This window comes from Psychrobacillus sp. L4, from assembly GCF_042944905.1.
Lineage (GTDB): Bacteria > Bacillota > Bacilli > Bacillales_A > Planococcaceae > Psychrobacillus.
Genome location: NZ_CP168496.1, coordinates 2,281,608 through 2,300,732 on the forward strand (window position 1 = coordinate 2,281,608; position 19,125 = coordinate 2,300,732).

17 protein-coding genes are annotated in these 19,125 nt (G+C 36.2%); 1 reads left to right on the forward strand and 16 read right to left on the reverse strand.

Features of this window, described 5'->3' with window-relative positions; all coding sequences use genetic code 11:
• Positions 1–3: 3 nt before the first annotated feature.
• The 6 genes from ACEPXG_RS11020 to ACEPXG_RS11045 all read right to left on the reverse strand — a co-directional run bounded on the left by ACEPXG_RS11020 (position 4) and on the right by ACEPXG_RS11045 (position 8,579).
• Positions 4–2,196 carry a RelA/SpoT family protein gene (locus ACEPXG_RS11020; RefSeq protein WP_391202099.1) on the reverse strand — a complete coding sequence of 731 codons (2,193 nt, stop codon included), beginning with the start codon at positions 2,194–2,196 and terminating at the stop codon, positions 4–6.
• 165 nt (positions 2,197–2,361) lie between these two features.
• A complete protein-coding gene (locus ACEPXG_RS11025; protein WP_391202102.1) occupies positions 2,362–2,874 on the reverse strand; it encodes an adenine phosphoribosyltransferase in 513 nt (170 codons plus the stop codon).
• Positions 2,865–5,219, reverse strand: coding sequence for a single-stranded-DNA-specific exonuclease RecJ (gene recJ, locus ACEPXG_RS11030; protein ID WP_391202105.1), 2,355 nt, complete (start codon positions 5,217–5,219; stop codon positions 2,865–2,867). The genes ACEPXG_RS11025 and recJ overlap by 10 nt, the downstream gene beginning before the upstream one ends.
• 91 nt (positions 5,220–5,310) lie before the next feature.
• Complete coding sequence (locus ACEPXG_RS11035; protein WP_391202108.1) at positions 5,311–5,661, reverse strand: lipopolysaccharide assembly LapA domain-containing protein; 351 nt, start codon at positions 5,659–5,661, stop codon at positions 5,311–5,313.
• Between the two features lie 99 nt (positions 5,662–5,760).
• Positions 5,761–8,034 carry a protein translocase subunit SecDF gene (gene secDF, locus ACEPXG_RS11040; RefSeq protein WP_391202111.1) on the reverse strand — a complete coding sequence of 758 codons (2,274 nt, stop codon included), beginning with the start codon at positions 8,032–8,034 and terminating at the stop codon, positions 5,761–5,763.
• A gap of 230 nt (positions 8,035–8,264) precedes the next feature.
• On the reverse strand, positions 8,265–8,579 hold the full coding sequence (locus tag ACEPXG_RS11045; protein WP_391202114.1) for a post-transcriptional regulator: 315 nt from the start codon (positions 8,577–8,579) through the stop codon (positions 8,265–8,267).
• A gap of 92 nt (positions 8,580–8,671) precedes the next feature.
• On the opposite strand from ACEPXG_RS11045, the gene ACEPXG_RS11050 reads away from it, so the two are divergent.
• Complete coding sequence (locus tag ACEPXG_RS11050; protein ID WP_391202117.1) at positions 8,672–10,198, forward strand: oligosaccharide flippase family protein; 1,527 nt, start codon at positions 8,672–8,674, stop codon at positions 10,196–10,198.
• Here ACEPXG_RS11050 and ACEPXG_RS11055 read toward each other — a convergent pair.
• The 10 genes from ACEPXG_RS11055 to ACEPXG_RS11100 form a co-directional block, all read right to left on the reverse strand.
• Positions 10,182–10,820, reverse strand: a complete 639-nt coding sequence (locus ACEPXG_RS11055; RefSeq protein WP_391202120.1) for a DUF421 domain-containing protein — start codon at positions 10,818–10,820, stop codon at positions 10,182–10,184. The two genes, ACEPXG_RS11050 and ACEPXG_RS11055, sit on opposite strands and share 17 nt — an antisense overlap.
• Positions 10,821–10,890: 70 nt before the next feature.
• On the reverse strand, positions 10,891–11,151 hold the full coding sequence (gene yajC / locus ACEPXG_RS11060; protein ID WP_391202123.1) for a preprotein translocase subunit YajC: 261 nt from the start codon (positions 11,149–11,151) through the stop codon (positions 10,891–10,893).
• Positions 11,152–11,194: 43 nt separating this feature from the next.
• Positions 11,195–12,334, reverse strand: coding sequence for a tRNA guanosine(34) transglycosylase Tgt (gene tgt, locus ACEPXG_RS11065; RefSeq protein ID WP_391202126.1), 1,140 nt, complete (start codon positions 12,332–12,334; stop codon positions 11,195–11,197).
• On the reverse strand, positions 12,335–13,375 hold the full coding sequence (queA, locus tag ACEPXG_RS11070) for a tRNA preQ1(34) S-adenosylmethionine ribosyltransferase-isomerase QueA (RefSeq protein ID WP_391202129.1): 1,041 nt from the start codon (positions 13,373–13,375) through the stop codon (positions 12,335–12,337).
• Positions 13,376–13,389: 14 nt separating this feature from the next.
• Complete coding sequence (gene ruvB / locus ACEPXG_RS11075) at positions 13,390–14,403, reverse strand: Holliday junction branch migration DNA helicase RuvB (protein ID WP_391202132.1); 1,014 nt, start codon at positions 14,401–14,403, stop codon at positions 13,390–13,392.
• A gap of 17 nt (positions 14,404–14,420) precedes the next feature.
• On the reverse strand, positions 14,421–15,041 hold the full coding sequence (ruvA, locus tag ACEPXG_RS11080) for a Holliday junction branch migration protein RuvA (protein ID WP_391202135.1): 621 nt from the start codon (positions 15,039–15,041) through the stop codon (positions 14,421–14,423).
• Positions 15,042–15,144: 103 nt separating this feature from the next.
• Positions 15,145–15,906, reverse strand: a complete 762-nt coding sequence (locus ACEPXG_RS11085; protein WP_391202137.1) for a hypothetical protein — start codon at positions 15,904–15,906, stop codon at positions 15,145–15,147.
• 90 nt (positions 15,907–15,996) lie between these two features.
• Positions 15,997–16,914 carry a SafA/ExsA family spore coat assembly protein gene (safA, locus tag ACEPXG_RS11090; RefSeq protein WP_391202140.1) on the reverse strand — a complete coding sequence of 306 codons (918 nt, stop codon included), beginning with the start codon at positions 16,912–16,914 and terminating at the stop codon, positions 15,997–15,999.
• Positions 16,915–17,793: 879 nt separating this feature from the next.
• Positions 17,794–18,651 carry a prephenate dehydratase gene (gene pheA / locus ACEPXG_RS11095; protein WP_391202143.1) on the reverse strand — a complete coding sequence of 286 codons (858 nt, stop codon included), beginning with the start codon at positions 18,649–18,651 and terminating at the stop codon, positions 17,794–17,796.
• Between the two features lie 12 nt (positions 18,652–18,663).
• Positions 18,664–19,119 (reverse strand): ACT domain-containing protein, encoded by a 456-nt coding sequence (locus tag ACEPXG_RS11100; RefSeq protein ID WP_391202146.1) that lies wholly within the window; start codon positions 19,117–19,119, stop codon positions 18,664–18,666.
• Positions 19,120–19,125: the final 6 nt, after the last annotated feature.

The following is a 19,125-nucleotide window of genomic DNA, read 5'->3' on the forward strand; positions in this document are numbered from 1 at the left end:
CCTTTAATTAATAATTCGTTGAACCGAATATACATCTGGCAATTGCTTTATACGATCGGCAACTTTATGCAAATGAGCAATATTCGTAATCTTAATAGTCAAATGAATAGTTGCTATATCGTTTTCTGATTTTCCAGTAACAGCTGCAATATGTGTCTTCGATTCATTTACAACTTGTAACACTTCATTTAATAATCCAGGTCGGTCAAATGCAGATACCTCAATATCCACTTGATAATCTTTTTTCACGGATGTGTCGTTCTGCTCCCATTCCACTTCAATAATTCGTGAGTGGGACTCATCAGTTTGTACATTCGGACAATCCGCACGATGTACCGATACACCTCTGCCTTTCGTGATAAAACCAACTATTTCATCCCCCGGTACTGGACTGCAACATCTGGAAAGACGAATAAGTAAATTTTCTATCCCTTTTACAATAACGCCAGACTCAGTTGACTTTGTAACAACGGGAGTTTTCATTTCAGTGGTAATTTTTTCTAAAGCTTCTTCTTGATCACGTTTTTTACGCATTTTCTCAGCTAAGCGATTTACTACTTGTTGGGCTGTAATTCCATTAAAACCTACTGCAGCGTATAAATCCTCTTCCCCTGCAAATGCATATTTTTCGCAAACTCTTTTAATATTTTCAGGAGTCAATACTTCTTTCAATTCAAACTCTTGTGCTTTAATTTCTTTTTCAACTTGTTCTTTACCTTTTATCACATTTTCGTCACGAAGTTGTTTTTTAAAGAACTGTTTAATTTTATTTTTCGCTTGAGAGGATTGAGCAATTTTGACCCAGTCACGACTTGGACCAAATGATTGTTTAGAAGTTAATACTTCTATAATGTCTCCTGTTTTGAGCTTTGTATCAAGCGGAACCATTTTACCGTTTACTTTTGCACCGATTGTTTTATTTCCTACTTCTGAGTGAACACGATAGGCAAAATCAATTGGAACAGAACCAGCAGGAAGTTCAATTACATCACCTTTAGGAGTAAACACATAAACCATATCGGAAAATAAATCAAATTTCAATGATTCCATAAACTCTTCCGCATTCGATGATTCCTGTTGAAATTCAAGAATTTCTCTAAACCAGGTTAGTTTTGTATCAATCGTTTGTTTGTTTACTTCTACTTTCTTTCCTTCTTTATATGCCCAATGTGCTGCAACCCCGTATTCTGCTATATTGTGCATTTCTTCTGTGCGAATTTGCACTTCTAGCGGGTCGCCATTTGGACCTATTACAGTTGTATGAAGTGATTGATATAAATTTTGTTTTGGCATCGCAATATAGTCTTTAAATCGACCTGGCATGGGTTTCCATAGCGTATGAATAACGCCTAAAACAGCATAACAATCTTTTATACTATTCACGATAATTCGCATAGCTAGTAAGTCATAAATTTCATTGAACTGTTTATTTTGGACAACCATTTTTCGATAAATACTATAAATATGCTTTGGTCTACCTGATATATCTGCATCAACTTCCATCTCATCTAGTTGAAGCCGAATATCATTCATAACATTTGTTAAGTATGACTCACGTTCTGTACGTTTTTTCTTCATAAAATTTACAATTCGATAATATTGTTGTGGATTTAAATAACGAAGGGATGTATCTTCTAACTCCCATTTAACTGCAGATATCCCTAATCGATGGGCTAGAGGGGCAAATATTTCTAACGTTTCATTCGAAATACGACGCTGTTTTTCTTCAGGTAAATGTTTTAATGTACGCATATTATGTAAACGGTCCGCAAGTTTAATTAATATAATGCGAATATCTTGAGCCATTGCGATAAACATTTTACGATGATTTTCTGCTTGCTGTTCTTCTTTCGACATATATTTAATTTTGCCGAGTTTTGTCACGCCTTCGACTAATAGTGCAACTTCTTCATTAAACTCCCGAACGATATCTTCCCGTGCATATTCTGTATCTTCCACAACATCATGTAAAAAGCCAGCAGCAACTGTTTCTGGATCCATTTGAAGATCAGCAAGAATTCCGGCTACCTGAATTGGATGTAAAATATATGGTTCACCAGAATTACGAAATTGTTCTCGATGAGCATGCTCTGCTAGATTATATGCTTTTTTGACAAATTCAACATGCTCTCCATTCATATACGTGGAGAGTGTATCGAAAACATCTTCTGCTGTCTTCACTTGATCTTTTGCCATGCTAAATCACCTGATTTCGTTATATTTCTAGAATAGTATATAAGCTATATTGTATATAAAAAAAGATGGACTTGTAAAGTCCACCCTAGTTTGAAATCAATAAATGAGTTCGGAGGTGTATTCACAGACTGAATGCGAGCATTTCTCATTCACCTGGTTCGATATTTAGTATTGCATTAAAGTGCAAATATCGTAGTCGCCTAATTTGTTTCTACCATCAAGGTATGTTAACTCGATTAAAAAAGCGCAACCTACTACAACTCCACCAAGTTCTTCCACTAGTTTAATCGTTGCTTCTATCGTGCCACCTGTTGCAAGTAAATCATCCACTATTAATACTTTTTGTCCAGGTTTAACTGCGTCTTTATGCATGGTCAAAACATCTTTACCATATTCTAAACCATATTCAGCACGAATGACTTCACGAGGAAGCTTGCCTTCTTTTCGTACTGGAGCAAAACCAACTCCAAGTGCGTACGAAACCGGACATCCAATAATGAATCCACGCGCTTCCGGTCCTACAATAATATCAGCATCTACTTTTTTCGCATATTCTACAATTTGGTCTGTAGCATATTTATATGCTTCTCCGTTATCCATAATTGTTGTAATATCCTTAAAACTAATACCCGGTTTTGGCCAATCTTCGACAGTTGTTACAAATTGCTTTAAATCCATACTTGCTCCTCCTCAGGAACGGTTTGTACTGCTTTCCGCTCTTCAAACCATTGTTTCAGCTCCATATACGGGGCGTATAATAGCTTTTGTTCAAGTTCTATCTTTTTCGCTCTTTGTTTATAGGCTGGTGCTTCAGATAAATCTGTTTTAGCCAGATGATCGTTCAATACCAACATCCCATTGTCTATTCTAACAAAATTAAGTTCAAAAAACACCTTTGACATAAAATTAATTGTATTTTGACTCCAACCAGTTTGTTTGGACAGCTCCTGGATATGTTGCTTTAAAGCAAACGTTTTGCGTTTCGCTAAAAAAGAAAAATACCACTTGAATTGATCTCTAGATGGAATGCCTTCAAAATAAGTAGAATCCTCTGCGTAAAAATGCGCATATATTCTTGACCAATCATGGTATTCGAGTAGTTTATTCAAGAAAGTTTCATCCGCAGGCAAATCTAGTAATGTTACATAGTCAGATTTTATTTGCTGCTCGATCACGTCCGTATATTGCCAAATTTTCTCTTCAATAAATGTGGAGAAATGAGAAATAGTTGCTTCATTAAAGGCAACAAATATATTTTTTTCACGTGAAATCATTGGAAGCCAGCGATTCACTTGACGAATTCCCCGAATATCAAATAGTTGCCAATCATTTGTTTTGACATCTTGAATCATTAGCTGAGGTTTTTTAAGGCCATTCCATTCATTAATCTGTAAATCACCTATAAACGAAAGTTTGGCTGTTGGTGAAATTTCATCTGCTAATTCACCCTTTCCAAAACCAATTGCATCTAACACACTTGAGCCTTGTTTAAGCTCCATCTTCACATGATTTTGCGCGGAACCAATTTTCCGAACAGAAGCAACTTCCACTTTTTCTATGCAATAGACCGGTTTTGCAAAGCCCATTCCAAATGGAGCCAGTTTTTGTAAAGATTCAATAGCTTCTGTTGTAATTTCATGCATTTCAAGTGGCACGTCAATTAAAACAACAGGTATTAACTGTTCATCTGTCAAACATTCTTTCGCTTGAGCTTGTAATCTATTTTTAAATTCCTCTAAATTCTCTAGAGGAAATGTCATACCTGCCGCCATGGGATGCCCACCAAAATGAGGAATTATATCACCATTTTTCGCAAGTTCTTTATACATATGGAATCCTTCAATACTTCTAGCAGATCCCTTTGCAATCTGTTTTTTTTCATCGATTCCTAAAACAATTGCCGGTCGATAATACTTTTCTACAAGTTTCGATGCTACAATACCTAATACACCTGGATTCCAATCATTTTTACCAACCACGATAACACTTGGTCCATCTAAGGTATTCTCTTTCTCAATCATTGCTACAGCTTCATCTGTAATTTGTTTAACAATTGCTTGACGTTCTTTATTCTTCTCATTCAACATGTTAGCAATCGATAATGCATGCGTTTGTTCGTCTGTTAAAAATAATTCTACTCCTGGGGATGCTTCCCCTAATCTTCCAACCGCATTTATACGAGGACCGAACATAAATCCAATGGACTCTTCACTTATGGTTGAAATTTCCACCCCACTAACTTTCGCAAGTGCTTCTATTGCTAAAGAATTTGCTCGTTTCATTTGTTTTATACCTTTTTGAACAAAATAACGATTTTCATCGGTCAATGACACTAAATCCGCAATCGTACCGATAGCAACTAAATAAAATAACTCTGTCGGAATTTCTCCAGTTAGTGCATGTGCTACCTTAAATGCCACACCTACTCCAGCTAAATGTGGGAATGGGTAAGTAGTTCCCTTAAGTCCAGGATGAATAATAATATCTGCTACCGGAAGTTCTTCCCCTGGTTCATGATGGTCAGTGACTATGACGTCCATCCCGAGACTTTTTGCAAATTGAATTTGCTTGAGCCCTGAAATACCATTATCGACAGTAATTATTAGTTTAACCCCTTCGTCAAACGCCTCTTGAAATAAGCGCTCGCTCGGTCCGTAGCCATCCATAAATCGATTGGGAATTTTAAAAATTACATCTGCACCTAATGATAAAAGTGTTTTCATCATTACTGTAGTGCTCGTAATACCGTCAGCGTCATAGTCCCCGTATACCATAATTCTTTCTTGTTGATCGATTGCTCTATGGACACGTTCTACTAAATGATCCATCCCATTCAGTAGAAATGGATTATGTATATTTTCTTCCGTTAAGTTTAAAAAACTATTTGCTTCCTGTACTGTCTGAAAGCCTCTTGAAACTAAAACTTTTGCGCATACTCGAGGTATTGATAGTTCTTTTTCAAAAGTAGAAACGAGTTTATCATCTGGTCTCGAAATAGACCATCTTTTCTTTGATTGAATCATTTTTTCACTTCCTCAGACTTTATTATACTACAAGAAGTGATATAGCTTTATGGAAAAAAAACCTTTTGACATTTGCCAAAAGGTTTTCTGATTAAATCATCATATTTTCGTCTTTTTTAATAACTGAATCCCCAGCACTACTAATACGATTTTCTTGCTGTACAACTAATTCAGTTTGAAGTACTCCGATAGATGCACCTTTCTTTACTAGCTCTTTTTCTAATTGTTTTACTTTACGCGAAAGAACAAATGAGCGATATATTGCAACAGAACCACTAAGAAGCGCTCCTAAAAGTGCAGAACCTAAAATGACCAAGATCAGCGGCCACTCTGCTGTTCCAAATACATAATCCACAGGAACTGCACCTACGTTATAAACAGCAAATAATGCAATCATCAGAGCGAATAATAAACCAAATAATAATGACCATTGAAATTTCACTTCAGCACCTCTTTCTAATTTTCATAAAAAAATGGAACAGAATATATACATGATATACCCTGCTCCATCCATTTGACAACCAAATTGGAAAACTAACTATTATACTACCGGCTCATCAGAACCCCATTTTTTCTCTTCTTTTTTCACTTCAATTCCACCAGTTTTACGTAACTCTTTCACTTTTAGATCAAACCATATTTGGGCTGCGATAAAAATAGAAGAATACGTACCTGCAATTAGTCCTACTAATAAAGCAATTGAGAAGTTTCTAATGCCTTCTGCACCAAATATAAGAAGAGCTATAGTTACTAAAATAACGGTTAACACTGTATTAACTGAACGACCAAGTGTTTGTCTTAAAGACTTATTAACTATTGTCGCAAGTTCTTCTTCTGTTGTAATCTTTTTGCTACGATGTAAGTTTTCTCGGATACGGTCAAATGTGACGATTGTGTCATTTATCGAGTAACCGACAATCGTTAAGACTGCTGCGATGAATGTAATATCTACTTCTAATCGTAAAATACTGAAAATAGATACCATTAAGAATGCATCATGGACCAATGAAACAATTGAAGCAAATCCCATTCTCCATTCAAAACGGAATGCGACGTAAATTACGATACCTAAAGCTGCAATAAGGAGTGCGTATATGGCATTTTTTGCAAGCTCTTTACCTACCGTAGGAGATACGCTACTAACATTTGGATCTATGCCAAACTGTTGAGTCATTTCCGTTTTTAGTGTCTTTATTTCAGCTTGTGTAAAGTCTTGTTTATAACGAATGACCGCTACATTACTATTATCTCCAGAAAGAACAATATCTTCAGAAGGTAAGCCAATTTTTGCAATCTTTTCCGCTACAAACTCTTTCGTTAATGATTCTGTTGATTGAAGTTCTACCCGTGTTCCTTTCGAGAAATCAATTCCTAAATTTAAGTTAATTGTACTCAATAGAATAATTCCTGCAACTGTTAAAACAATGGATAAGCTATAGAATATTTTACGATTATGAACAAAATCTAATCGATCAAATTTTGTAGTTAAGTCTAACGTATCAACCTCTTCTTCAGGAGGATGTATGCGTTTTTTCGGAATACCAAACCATCCAGGCTTATTATCAAAATAACCACTGTTTACAAGTAATCCTAATAGTATTCTCGAAGCCCATACAGCTGTTATGAAAACGACTAAAATACTAATAATTAACAACGTTGCAAACCCTTTTACAGAACTTGTACCAAAGAAGAATAACACTGCTGCAGCTAATAGTGTTGTAATATTTGCATCAAAAATAGCTGTGAATGCTTCTTTTGCTCCGGTATCAAATGCTTTTTTAACGGATTTACCAACTCGTAATTCTTCCCTAATTCGCTCATAGGTCAGGATATTAGCATCCACCGCCATCCCTACACCCAGCACGATTGCCGCGATACCTGGAAGCGTTAACACGCCATTAATCCAATCAAATACTACAAGGATTAAGAAAATGTATACAACTAATGAAACAACAGCCACTAAACCTGGTAAGCGATAGTAGAAGAGCATGAAAATAAAAACTGCCGAAATCCCTATAATACCAGCTAATATTGTACTGCTTAAAGCTTGTGAACCAAATTGTGCACCTACAGATGTAGAATATATTTCATCCAAATGAACAGGTAAAGCACCCGCATTTAATATTCCTGCTAAGCTTTTTGTTTCTTCAACAGTAAAGGAACCTGAAATTTCTACACTGTCTGAACTAATTCGTTGTGATACTCTTGGTGCGGAAGTAAATTTAGGATCTGGTTTTAGAATTTCCTTCGCGTATGAATCTCCATCTTTATAGTCTAGCCAGATAACTAATACATTATTTGGCGCAGGTCTTGCAGCTATATCAGAAGTAACCTCTGCAAATTTGCTAGCATCCTTTAATTTTAGTGTTACAATAGGCTGCCCTTGTTGATTGAAAGCCGCTTTTGCCCCACCTTGTTTTAAATCATTCCCATCGAGCATAATCTTATCTTCAGAATCACGGAAAGTAAGATTTGCTTCCGTTGAAAGAAGTTCCCGTGCTGAGTTTTGATCTTCTACTCCAGCAAGTTGAACGCGAATACGGTGTCCACCTTCAATTTGAATACTCGGTTCATTTACCCCTATTGCGTCGATACGGTTACTAAGAGCTGCTGCCGTATCTTTTACTACGTCATCCGTAATTTTTTGGCTTTCTTTACCTGCCAAAGGCTCCACTTGATAAAGAACTTCAAATCCACCTTGTAAATCTAAACCAAGTTTAATGTTATTTAAGACACCTGCAACAGTAGGACTGATTGTCCCAGCAAAAATAACGATGAGTAACAAAAATGCAACAATGCGTCCTCTAGTTTTCATATGTATATTTCCTCCTAAGAAGCTTCAGAAGTCAAAGCCTATCGTCAAATAAATGATAGTTTGTGAGGAAGAAGTTTCTCAACCACCTCAAAACTAGTATTTTACTTCGATTGGATGCCAACTGGAGCTAAACAATTACTAAATAGATATGTGTATATTTTCTATAACTACAAAAAACGCAACATATTTATTATGAAACACGATGCGCTCAGTGTCAAATAACGAATTACTCATTCAGCTTCTTTTTTGGGATTTAATAATAATTGCAGTTCTTCTTGATTGATTTCTGAGAACCAGTTCGATGTTTTTGAGTTTTCGATTTGTTCAAACGTCATAAACTCTGCTGAAGATATAGAAAGTATATCGTTCACAATATGGTGAAGGGGTATTTCTGGCACAATTTTCTTTTTCCATTTTTTCGTAATACAAAAATTCCATATATCTTGCTCAGAAACCTTTTTATATCGATAGACTTCGAACTCACTTTTCTTACTTTCTAAAGCAGGTAGTACATGTAAATAAATTTCTTCGTAAGTGATTTTCAAAATAACGCACCCCATTTAAAGAATAATGTACCAACTAGTAAGCATATTGTTATTGTAAACGATGTTCCTGTATTTGAGAAGGAAGTGTTTAGATGTCTACTTTTTTAAGAGGATCCATTTTGTTAATGTTCGCCATCTTTTTGTCCAAATTTTTAGGTTTTATTTATCGCATGCAGTTTGTCCGACTAACAGGAGAAGAAGCATACGGCATTTATATGACGGCTTATCCTGCCTTCATTTTCTTTTTGTCTCTTATTCAGCTTGGAATACCGATAGCAATGTCCAAAATTATTGCTGAACTAAGAACAAGAAATGCAGTTTCAAGCTATTTCTCCGTCATGCGAACATCGGTCATTGTTACTGTTATATCTATTCTAGCATTTACTCCTATTTTCCTTTATGTCACTCCATTTATTTCTGAAAATTTATTGAAAAATGATGCCATTACAATGACACTCTATGTCACCATCGCTATAGTACCAATAGCTGCCGCTGGAGGAATCTTAAAAGGCTTCTTCCAAGGAATTGCACGTATTGAAGAAACGGCTGTTTCCCAGCTGATGGAACAAATAATACGAATTCTACTTATTACTTTTTTATTACCTCTTGTACTTCACTCCGCTTCCCCTAAAGAAGCAGCGGCTTATGCTATGGGTATGTCTTTACTTGGAGAGATTGCTTCTTTACTTTATTTGAGATGGAAGTATGTAAAATGGAAAGCCAAGCAAGCTATTAGAAAAGCTTCAAACGCTTATCCACTTTCTCCACTATTATCTATTGCTCTACCGTCATCGGGTAGTAAATTATTTGGATCTTTCACATGGTTTTTGGAGCCTATTATTTTCATCAAAGCTTTAGCAATCACTGGTATAACAAGTGTTGCCGCAACTACCCTGTATGGTGTTATCTCGGGGGTTTTAGTACCATTACTACTTTTCCCTTCTTTTATACCTTACGCACTGTCTGTCGTACTAATCCCGGCTGTAAGCGATGCTTTTGCAAGAAGAAACAATTCGCTTTTGAAAGATAGAATTCATCTATCATTAAAGTTCTCGACCTTAACAGGTTGTTATGCTGCTACACTTTTTTATTTACACGGTGGTGAACTTGTTTCTGCCCTGTTTCATGTAGAAAATGCTACAACGTATATGAAAATCTTGTCACCAATTTTCTTCTTTTATTATATCCAAAGCCCATTATTCTCTATTTTACAAGCATTAAATAATTCTAAAGCAGCATTTTTGAACTCCCTATATGGTGGAGTAGGTAAATTATTGTTGCTATTTTTTCTTGCTTCTCAAGCATCTATTCAAGAAAAGGGAGCAATTGTTGCGATTGGTTTTGGAGTATTAATCACTTCATTTTTACATATCGCTTCGTTAAAACTGAAAAAAGAAGCACAAATTGGCTTCTCCTTTTTTATTCTTCCATATGTTATTTTCTTGCTAACAATTATTTCACGTCCATTGTTATTTTCGATTGGAGAACATTCTTTAATTGTGGATTGTTTATTTACATTGCTTTATTTAACGGTTGGATTAGTACTATTCGGACAAATAAAAAGAAAAGAAGTCAACGTCATTCTACAAATTCTGCGTACTTCTAAGAAGAAGTTTTAAGTTGAATAAATAAAGAATCATTCTCATAACTGCAATAAAACACCTTTTTTTCATCGTCAATCAACTGTTCTTTCAATTGTTCCTTTAACCACTTTTTGTCTTTACCAATCCTTTGAAGATGATTATCTTGAATGTCCCCGTCTAAAATAAGCGGGAAAACAAATTGTTCACTATCTTTTTTAAAGATAGACAAATTTCCGGACGGTTCTAAAAATGCATAGTTAACAGATTGAATAGATCCTATTTGTTGTTCTCTTAATTGTTGTAATAAATCATCTAAATTATAACGCTGTTTTCTCATTTCTTTTTCATTAATGATACCATCTTTCACGATGATGGATGGTTGGCTTTCCATAACATCCCGAAATTTTTTATTTTTCATTGAAATATAAGAAACAGTAATTTGAATTATTAACAATATAATCATAGGTAAAACTGCATGTAAGAAATTACTTTTAGGATCATCCAAAGCAAAGGCACCAACTTCGGCAATAAGTAAAAAAACAACTAAGTCAAATATACTTAGTTCTCCTACTTCTCTTTTACCCATTAAGCGAAGAATAACCAAGATGAGCCAATACAATATAAATGTTCGAATAATAATGATGAGAATATCGTTCATCCTATCACCTCATACTTACTCTGCCCCAAAAAAAAGAACTTACTCATAAATACTGAGTAAGTTCTTTTTATTATTCCGTGATAACTCGTCCAACTGCAACTCGTTCAAATTGTAAACGAGTTCCATCTGCTACTATTACAAAAATAGTTTTATCATCTACTGCATCTACCTTCGCGTGTAAGCCACCAACTGTAATAATTTGGTCTCCACGTTTAAGATCATTTTGCATTCGTGATGTATTTTTTTGTCGCTTTTGTGCTGGACGAATGATGAAAAACCACATCACAGCGAACATTGCAACAATCGGCAATAAGCCTGTTAAACTTCCCATATATTTTATCCCCTCCTTTTTATCTATTTACAGTATACAAGAATCAGAAATTTTTTGCATTTGGTTTATTATATCCGTATTCTTCAAAAAACTCTTCTTTGAAATCAAGCAGACGGTCTTCGCGAATTGCTTGACGCACATCTTTCATTAAATTCATTAAGAAATGAAGATTATGGAAAGATGCTAAGCGTAATCCAAAAGTTTCATCCGCTTTAAATAAATGGCGAAGATATGCTCTGGAATAGTTTTGACAAGTATAACAATCACACTTTTCATCGATTGGTCCAAAGTCGCGCGCATATGCTGCTCCTTTAATAACTAAACGACCTTTTGACGTGAAAAATGTACCATTACGGGCTATCCGTGTAGGCAACACACAGTCAAACATATCTATCCCTCGAATAGAGCCGTCAATTAAAGAATCAGGTGACCCTACTCCCATTAAGTATCTCGGCTTATTTTCGGGCATCATAGGGGCCGTAAAATCAAGTACACGATTCATCACATCTTTTGGTTCTCCTACAGAAAGACCTCCAATTGCATAACCCGGAAAATCCAATGATACTAAATCTTTTGCAGATTGTCGACGTAATTCTTCGTATTCTCCACCTTGAATGATACCAAATAGGCCTTGTTTATCTGTATTTGTATGTGCTGTTAAACAACGTTCAGCCCAGCGAGATGTCCGTTCTACAGACGCTTTCATGTATTCAAATGTTGCAGGATACGGGGGACATTCATCAAAAGCCATCATAATATCCGAGCCCAAGGCATTTTGAATTTCCATTGATTTTTCAGGACTTAAAAATAATTTATCGCCATTTAAATGATTGCGGAAGTGAACACCTTCTTCTTCAATTTTGCGCATATCACTTAAACTGAATACTTGAAATCCGCCAGAATCCGTTAAAATGGCACGATCCCAGTTCATAAATTTATGCAATCCGCCTGCTTCGCGAATAATATCATGCCCAGGACGTAACCATAAGTGATACGTGTTGCTTAATATTATCCCAGCATCCATCCCTTTAATCTCTTCTGGAGACATTGTTTTCACGGTAGCTTGTGTACCTACTGGCATAAACGTAGGCGTCTCAAAAGAACCATGCGGTGTGTGTACAATTCCTAGACGAGCTCCTGTTTGTTTATCTTTTTTGATTAATTCATACGTTATAGCAGTCATTTAATAGTTCCTTCCTTTTATTAACATTGCATCACCGAAACTGAAAAAACGGTAACGCATGTCAATAGCTTCTTTGTATGCGTCTAATATAAAGTCTCTTGAAGTAAGCGCACTCACCAGCATAACTAGTGTAGATTTTGGCAAGTGAAAGTTAGTAATCATCCCATCAATGCATTTAAATTCATATCCTGGATAAATGAAGATAGATGTCCAACCACTGTCTTCTTCTATCTTCCCTTCAAATTTGGTGGCAACTGTTTCTAATGTTCTTGTTGAAGTTGTTCCGACAGCAACAACTTTTCCACCAGCTTGCCTCACTTCATTAATCGTCTGTGCAGTTTGTTTAGAAACACGATAAAACTCTGAATGCATTTCGTGATCATCAATCGAATCGACACTAACTGGTCGGAATGTGCCAAGCCCAACATGAAGTGTCACAAAAGCTATTTTAACACCTTTTGCTTGTATTTCATCTATAAGTGATTGAGTAAAATGAAGCCCTGCAGTTGGTGCAGCAGCTGATCCTTGTTCTTTTGCATAAACCGTTTGATAGCGGTCTTTATCTTCCAATTTTTCGTGTATATAAGGTGGAAGGGGCATTTCACCAAGCTGATCTAACACTTCGAAAAACAAACCTTTATACTCCATTTGGAATATTCGTCCGCCATGCTCTTTTAGTTCAGTACAAACGGCAGTTAATAGACCATCGCCAAAGGTAATTTTTGTTCCTATTTTTACACGCTTCGCAGGTTTTACTAGTGTTTCCCAATGATCCCCTTCTATTTGCGTTAACAATAGAACTTCTACATGTGCCCCAGTCTCTTCTTTTATGCCCATTAAACGAGCTGGCATTACCTTCGTGTCATTTAATACTAGACAATCCCCTTTTTTTAACTCACCGAGAATAGCAGAAAAAGTTTCATGTTTAGTTAAATTGTTTGGATAATCCGCTATTAGCAGTTTACTGCTTGTCCGGTCAAGAAGCGGGGTTTGTGCAATTAACTCTTCTGGTAAATCAAAATCAAAATCTTCTACTTTCATATAGCTTACTTCCTTTATAAGTTGTCTTTTTCAATTGGTAACGGAAATCCTAGATGTTCATAAGCGAGGGTCGATACAATTCTTCCCCTTGGTGATCGTTGGATAAAACCAATTTGCATTAAATACGGCTCATACACATCTTCAATGGTTGTAGATTCTTCCCCAATGCTAGCTGCTATCGTGTCTAGACCTACAGGGCCTCCTCTGAAGCGTTCGATCATTGCTGTGATTAATTTATGGTCGATATGATCCAAGCCTCTTGGGTCGACTTGCAAAAGTTCTAATGCTTCTCTGGCAATATCCAATGAAATATGTCCATTCCCTCGAACTTGTGCATAATCTCTCACACGCTTAAGTAAACGATTTGCGATACGCGGAGTTCCTCTTGCACGTCTCGCAATTTCTCCTGCTGATTCATAATCGATTGAAGCATTAAATAACTCTGCACTTCTAACAACAATCGAAGTTAAAGCCTTTTCATCATAAAAATCGAGTCTTAATAACACGCCAAAACGATCTCTAAGTGGAGCTGATAATGCACCTGCTCGTGTAGTGGCACCGATTAATGTAAAAGGCGGTAAGTCCAATCGAACACTGCGAGCAGATGGGCCTTTTCCAACAACAATATCTAAACAAAAGTCTTCCATCGCCGGATAGAGTACTTCTTCAATCGAGCGATTTAACCGATGAATTTCATCTATAAATAAAACATCTCCAGGTTCAAGTGAACTAACAATAGCAGCTAAGTCTCCTGGTCGTTCAATTGCGGGACCACTCGTCATCCGTATTTGGACATTCATTTCATTTGCAATAACAGCTGCAAGTGTTGTCTTACCAAGTCCAGGAGGTCCATACAATAGACAGTGATCTAAACTTTCACTTCTCATTTTGGCAGCTTCGATGAAAATTTCTAAATTATGTTTTATCTTATCTTGCCCAATGTATTGTGACAATAATTGAGGACGAAGCGATTGCTCAAATGGCTCATCAAAATTAGAAACTTCACTTGATATTACACGATCTGTCATTTCTAGAACCCCCTTATTCACTTACTCGAAAATAATAATTGAAGAGCTTTTTTGATGAAATCATCTGTTGTTTGGAGAGATTCATTTCCTTTTAATAACGGACGAATTTTCGTCAATTCACGTTCTGAATAACCTAACGCAGTTAATGCAAGCATCGCCTCTTCTAACTCATGATTTGCGTGATTTGAGTCAAATAATGTAGGTTCGTCTTTTGTAAAATCGAATTGTTCCACATCTATTAAATCATTTAATTTCCCTTTTAAGTCTAATATCATTTGTCGAGCAGTCTTTTTCCCAACTCCAGGAAATTTCACTAGAAAGGATTCATCCTCACGTTCTATTGCTTGAATAACATGATTTGGTTCGCCACTCGTTAAAATTGCTAGAGCTCCTTTTGGACCAATGCCAGAAACAAGAATAAGCTTTCTAAATAACTCTCTTTGTGAGAGATCTAAAAAACCCATTAATTGCTGCATGTCTTCCCTTACATGAAAATGTGTATACACTTGAATCACTTCTTCACTTTTTCGAAAAGCAAATGGATTTGGTGTAAAAAGTTGATATCCAATTCCTTGTTGTTCTACTATCACATATTCAGGTGTAACACGGGTCACCTGACCTTTTATGTAATCATACATACTATTTATCCCTCACAATCGTCAGACCTATTATAGCATAATAGTATAGACAACAAGAAAGAAGGTCGCTCTTTATATGAGCGACCTTCGCTTATTCATCCTCTTATAAGTGACTTAAATTATAGCATAATTTCGGCCATTCTGTTAGTGCTTTATTTGTATATGGTATTAGTTGATCAATAAATTTTTGCTTTCTCTCTATTGGCAACGCATAAGCATATAACCATTCTCTATATAATTCATTGGGATACATCAAAGCTTCTTTATGTTTTAATACTACCTTTTCTAATAATGGAAATTCATGAATCAAACAATAAATGTCATAGTCAATTGCAGGAAGTACACGATGCATCCACAAGATGTCTTCCACTTCCTTTGGGCCAATTACAGCAAGATCAAAGTCTATCATTTTGTATGCTTCTTGATTGGACAAAAAGTTATGATGTACAACATCTCCATGCAATATCGTAATATCCTGGTTACTAAACGATTGTATATTATTCAATGCAATTAAACCATATTGGATAAGCATCTTCGTTTTTTCTACACCCATATAAAATTCTACAAAATAAGCAATCTCTTTCATTCTTAAAAACCGATTTTGCCACTTAGCGATTAAATCAAACTGCACCAACAGGTTGGAGTCTTCCCACTTGATCAATCGATTCGTTTCATGTAACTCATTTAATAAGGAATAGACTTCTTTTCGATCTCTGTCACTTCCATAATCAACTGAGTGTGTCCCCTTAAACCAAGGTTGTATAATAAAGTCTTCTTGTGCAGATTCCACAACTGGTAAAATAAAAGGCTTATCAAGATGCTGTAACTCTTGATGAATTAAACGAATCTTTTCTGCCTGTTCCACCGTTGAATACTTTTTTACAGAAAAAAGACCATTTTCATTTTCCCATTTCCATACATTTTTTTTTATTTGTCTAATATAATTATTCACTTTTTAAAAGTGATGGAACGGATGGGGTGGACACGGATGGGGTGGACATGGATATACTGGTACGTAGCATACAGGCATATATGGATAATGCCCATAAGATTGCATTTCCTGCATATCTGGTTCCATGTATGGGAATGACTGCATTGACTGACATTGTTCACATTGACACATTGGTTCGTACGGATACATTGGTACCATCTCGGAAGAAGGTTCTTCCATCATTGGACTCACATTTTGTGGAGCAGGTGGCGTTGGAATTGGCTGTGGTGGTGGTTGAACTTGATTTACCGGATTTGCTTCAGTTATTACATTGATTTCTTCTTTTTCACGATCTTCATTATGAATATTTATATGAATCGATGTAGATTCAATAAGTCTCCACCCTTGAGGTGAAGGAGTCATTTCTATTTCTGGTACGGGCATTATATGATAAGGCATAGTATAAGTATGAACTGGTGGTGCTTGTTGAATTGGTGGTGGTGGTGCTTGTTGAACTGGTGGTGCTATTGGTACGGGTTGAACAGGCATCGCTTTGTAAATCGGATGTACCGGCTGTGCTTTATAAATTGGATGAACTGGATGCGATATATGAACTGGGTGATGCGGGTGATGCAAGTGATGATGATGATGACTTTCGTGATGTGGATGACTTGGTTGATAATTCATGTTAGTTCCAGGATGTGGCTGGATCTTGACTTCCTCCTTCTTAACCATTTCTTTCTTTACATGACGTTCCTCGCTATATGGATGTCTTGTAGACTCCATCTTTTTCGTTTCAGGAATAAAAATCTTCATCCCAGGCACAATATACTCTGGATTCGCCAGATGTGCATTTAACTTCTTTAGTTCATCAAAGGAAACATCGTAGCTTCTCGATATTTTCCAAAGAGTGTCCCCTTTTTGTACGATATGAATGTGCACAGTTTTCCTCCTTCCTTCCCTTTAAAATATGTATATCAATTTCAAATGGTCACAGGTTTTCAAAACATTCTGAGTCCCTTCATGTTAAACTTATGAAAAGACAGTAGGCAGTTATGCCAATTTGGATGGATTATTATTGAAAATGAGAAAAACGCAAGCGTCCTTTAAGTGCATTTTGTCTTCTCTATTTCTAGAGTGCTTTGGACGAAACATTGGCTACACTATTAACGTTAGAGTAATGGATTGTGAAGTGACTGCTACACTTCACGATCCATTTTTTTCGGTAATCTTGTGGCGGATGTTTGTCCGTCGTCCTCTTGAAATACTTAAAGACATAATGCATTTGGTTTGGATAATGAGAGATAAGATGCTTTCCTACTCTTTTAAAAGCGGACGAAGATGCAATTTCGTCCGCTCAGCGCTTCTTTATCAATAGATACTACCTATTTTTTCTCTGTTTCCGCTAGCTATATTATTAAACAAATGAAAGTACCAGAAGTATATTGTCTTTCTATTTTGTATTGTTGATTGGAGCGAAATGCGGCAACTCCAGCGGGAAAAGCGTGTCCAGGTGAGACCCCACAGCGAAGCGAGGAGGCTCACGGACCGCCCGCGGAAAGCGTCCGCCTGCAGCGGAAATCAAGCTGATTCTAACATGAAAATTTATATACTTTTTGTATAAAAACGCAAGCATTCTTTAGGTGCATACTGTCTTCACTATTTCTTGAGTGTTTTGGACGAAACGTTGGCCACACTATTATTATAGAAGTTCATTAGGATGAAATGCCGACTAACCCAAATAAATAAGCACCTCCATTTGAATAGGAAGGTGCTTTTATGGTCTTTAATAAACTTCAACTCATCAGTGAAAAGTGTTTCTTAGGTTTTGTATGTAAAATAAGAACCAAGGGATTTAACTTCACATCCTAAAGCACTTAACTCTTCCAAAGCCCCTCTCATCATCGGCGTTCGCTCGTCTTCTAAAACATCAATAACGAAAAAGTATTGACCTAAGCCTGTTTTTAATGGACGGGATTCAATTTTACTCAAATTGAGCTGTCTCCATGCAAAAACAGAAAGTACTTGATGTAACGCTCCAGAACGATCATCTTTTGGTAAAGTAATCATAACAGTCGTTTTAACTTGATCAATATGCCCTATTTTCTGTATGCAAAGATTGCTTTTTGACAGAACAAAGAAACGTGTATGATTAAAATGGAAATCATGAATATTATTTTCGACAATCGATAATCCATATTCAGTAGCTGCGGATGAATTTCCAATTGCAGCAATACAGTCCTGTTCATTTTCGGAAACAAACTTAGCTGCTGCTGCTGTTGAAGTTGATTGTTCAAGAGGAACTTTGCCAAAACGATAATATAAATACTTATGACACTGTGCTAAAGCATGTGGATGAGAGTAGATTGTATTTATTTCTTCCCACTTTTTTTCATTATTTGGATGAACCATTAGATGTTGCTCAATTGGAGATTGTATTTCCGCAATCACATATAAATCTACTTCATGAAATAAGTAATCAATTGTTAACGGAACAGTTCCCTCTAAGGCATTTTCCAGAGGAACGACAGCAATATCTACTTTTCCGTTTACTACTGATTCAATGCATTCAGGTATCGTTCGGGTAGATACAAGCAAATCATTTTGAAATAATGCTTTAGTTGCTAAATGCGTAAAGGAAGCTTCTGGTCCAAGGTAAGCCACTTTCTGTATTGCCATATGTAATCCTCCTTACAAAGCACCAGAACTAATTACTTCAGCAGATTCCACAAAGTCTAGTCGCTTCAATTCATTGATAAAATCATCTAGTTGTTTTGTCATCTCCGTAACATCTAAAGACAATGTAACGCTTGCTCTTCCTTGGATTGGAATAGTTTGATGTATAGTCAAGATATTAATGGAGGATTCTGCAACAAGTTGCAAAAGTCTAGCAAGGGTGCCTTCTCTGTCCTCAAGTTGTAGAAATACCGTTAATATTCTTTCCTGTACAATCGAATGGAAAGGAAAAACCGCATCACGATACTTATAAAAAGCACTTCGAGATAAATCAACTTCTTTTACTGCATCCCAAATGGAAGACACTTTTCCAGATTGGAGAAGATGTTTTGCTTCCAAAGTTTTTTGCATTGCTTCGGTAAGAACATCCTCTCTTACTAAATAAAAGCGTTGATGCGTCACATCTTTCATACGGTT

Bases quoted from the DNA above. Each gene is read 5' to 3' on its own strand.
- ACEPXG_RS11020 (WP_391202099.1), bottom strand. From the start codon at position 2,196: ATGGCAAAAGATCAAGTGAAGACAGCAGAAGATGTTTTCGATACACTC.
- ACEPXG_RS11025 (WP_391202102.1), bottom strand. From the start codon at position 2,874: ATGGATTTAAAGCAATTTGTAACAACTGTCGAAGATTGGCCAAAACCG.
- recJ (WP_391202105.1), bottom strand. From the start codon at position 5,219: ATGATTCAATCAAAGAAAAGATGGTCTATTTCGAGACCAGATGATAAA.
- secDF (WP_391202111.1), bottom strand. From the start codon at position 8,034: ATGAAAACTAGAGGACGCATTGTTGCATTTTTGTTACTCATCGTTATT.
- ACEPXG_RS11050 (WP_391202117.1), top strand. From the start codon at position 8,672: ATGTCTACTTTTTTAAGAGGATCCATTTTGTTAATGTTCGCCATCTTT.
- ACEPXG_RS11055 (WP_391202120.1), bottom strand. From the start codon at position 10,820: ATGAACGATATTCTCATCATTATTATTCGAACATTTATATTGTATTGG.
- yajC (WP_391202123.1), bottom strand. From the start codon at position 11,151: ATGGGAAGTTTAACAGGCTTATTGCCGATTGTTGCAATGTTCGCTGTG.
- tgt (WP_391202126.1), bottom strand. From the start codon at position 12,334: ATGACTGCTATAACGTATGAATTAATCAAAAAAGATAAACAAACAGGA.
- queA (WP_391202129.1), bottom strand. From the start codon at position 13,375: ATGAAAGTAGAAGATTTTGATTTTGATTTACCAGAAGAGTTAATTGCA.
- ruvB (WP_391202132.1), bottom strand. From the start codon at position 14,403: ATGACAGATCGTGTAATATCAAGTGAAGTTTCTAATTTTGATGAGCCA.
- ruvA (WP_391202135.1), bottom strand. From the start codon at position 15,041: ATGTATGATTACATAAAAGGTCAGGTGACCCGTGTTACACCTGAATAT.
- pheA (WP_391202143.1), bottom strand. From the start codon at position 18,651: ATGGCAATACAGAAAGTGGCTTACCTTGGACCAGAAGCTTCCTTTACG.
- ACEPXG_RS11100 (WP_391202146.1), bottom strand. From the start codon at position 19,119: ATGAAAGATGTGACGCATCAACGCTTTTATTTAGTAAGAGAGGATGTT.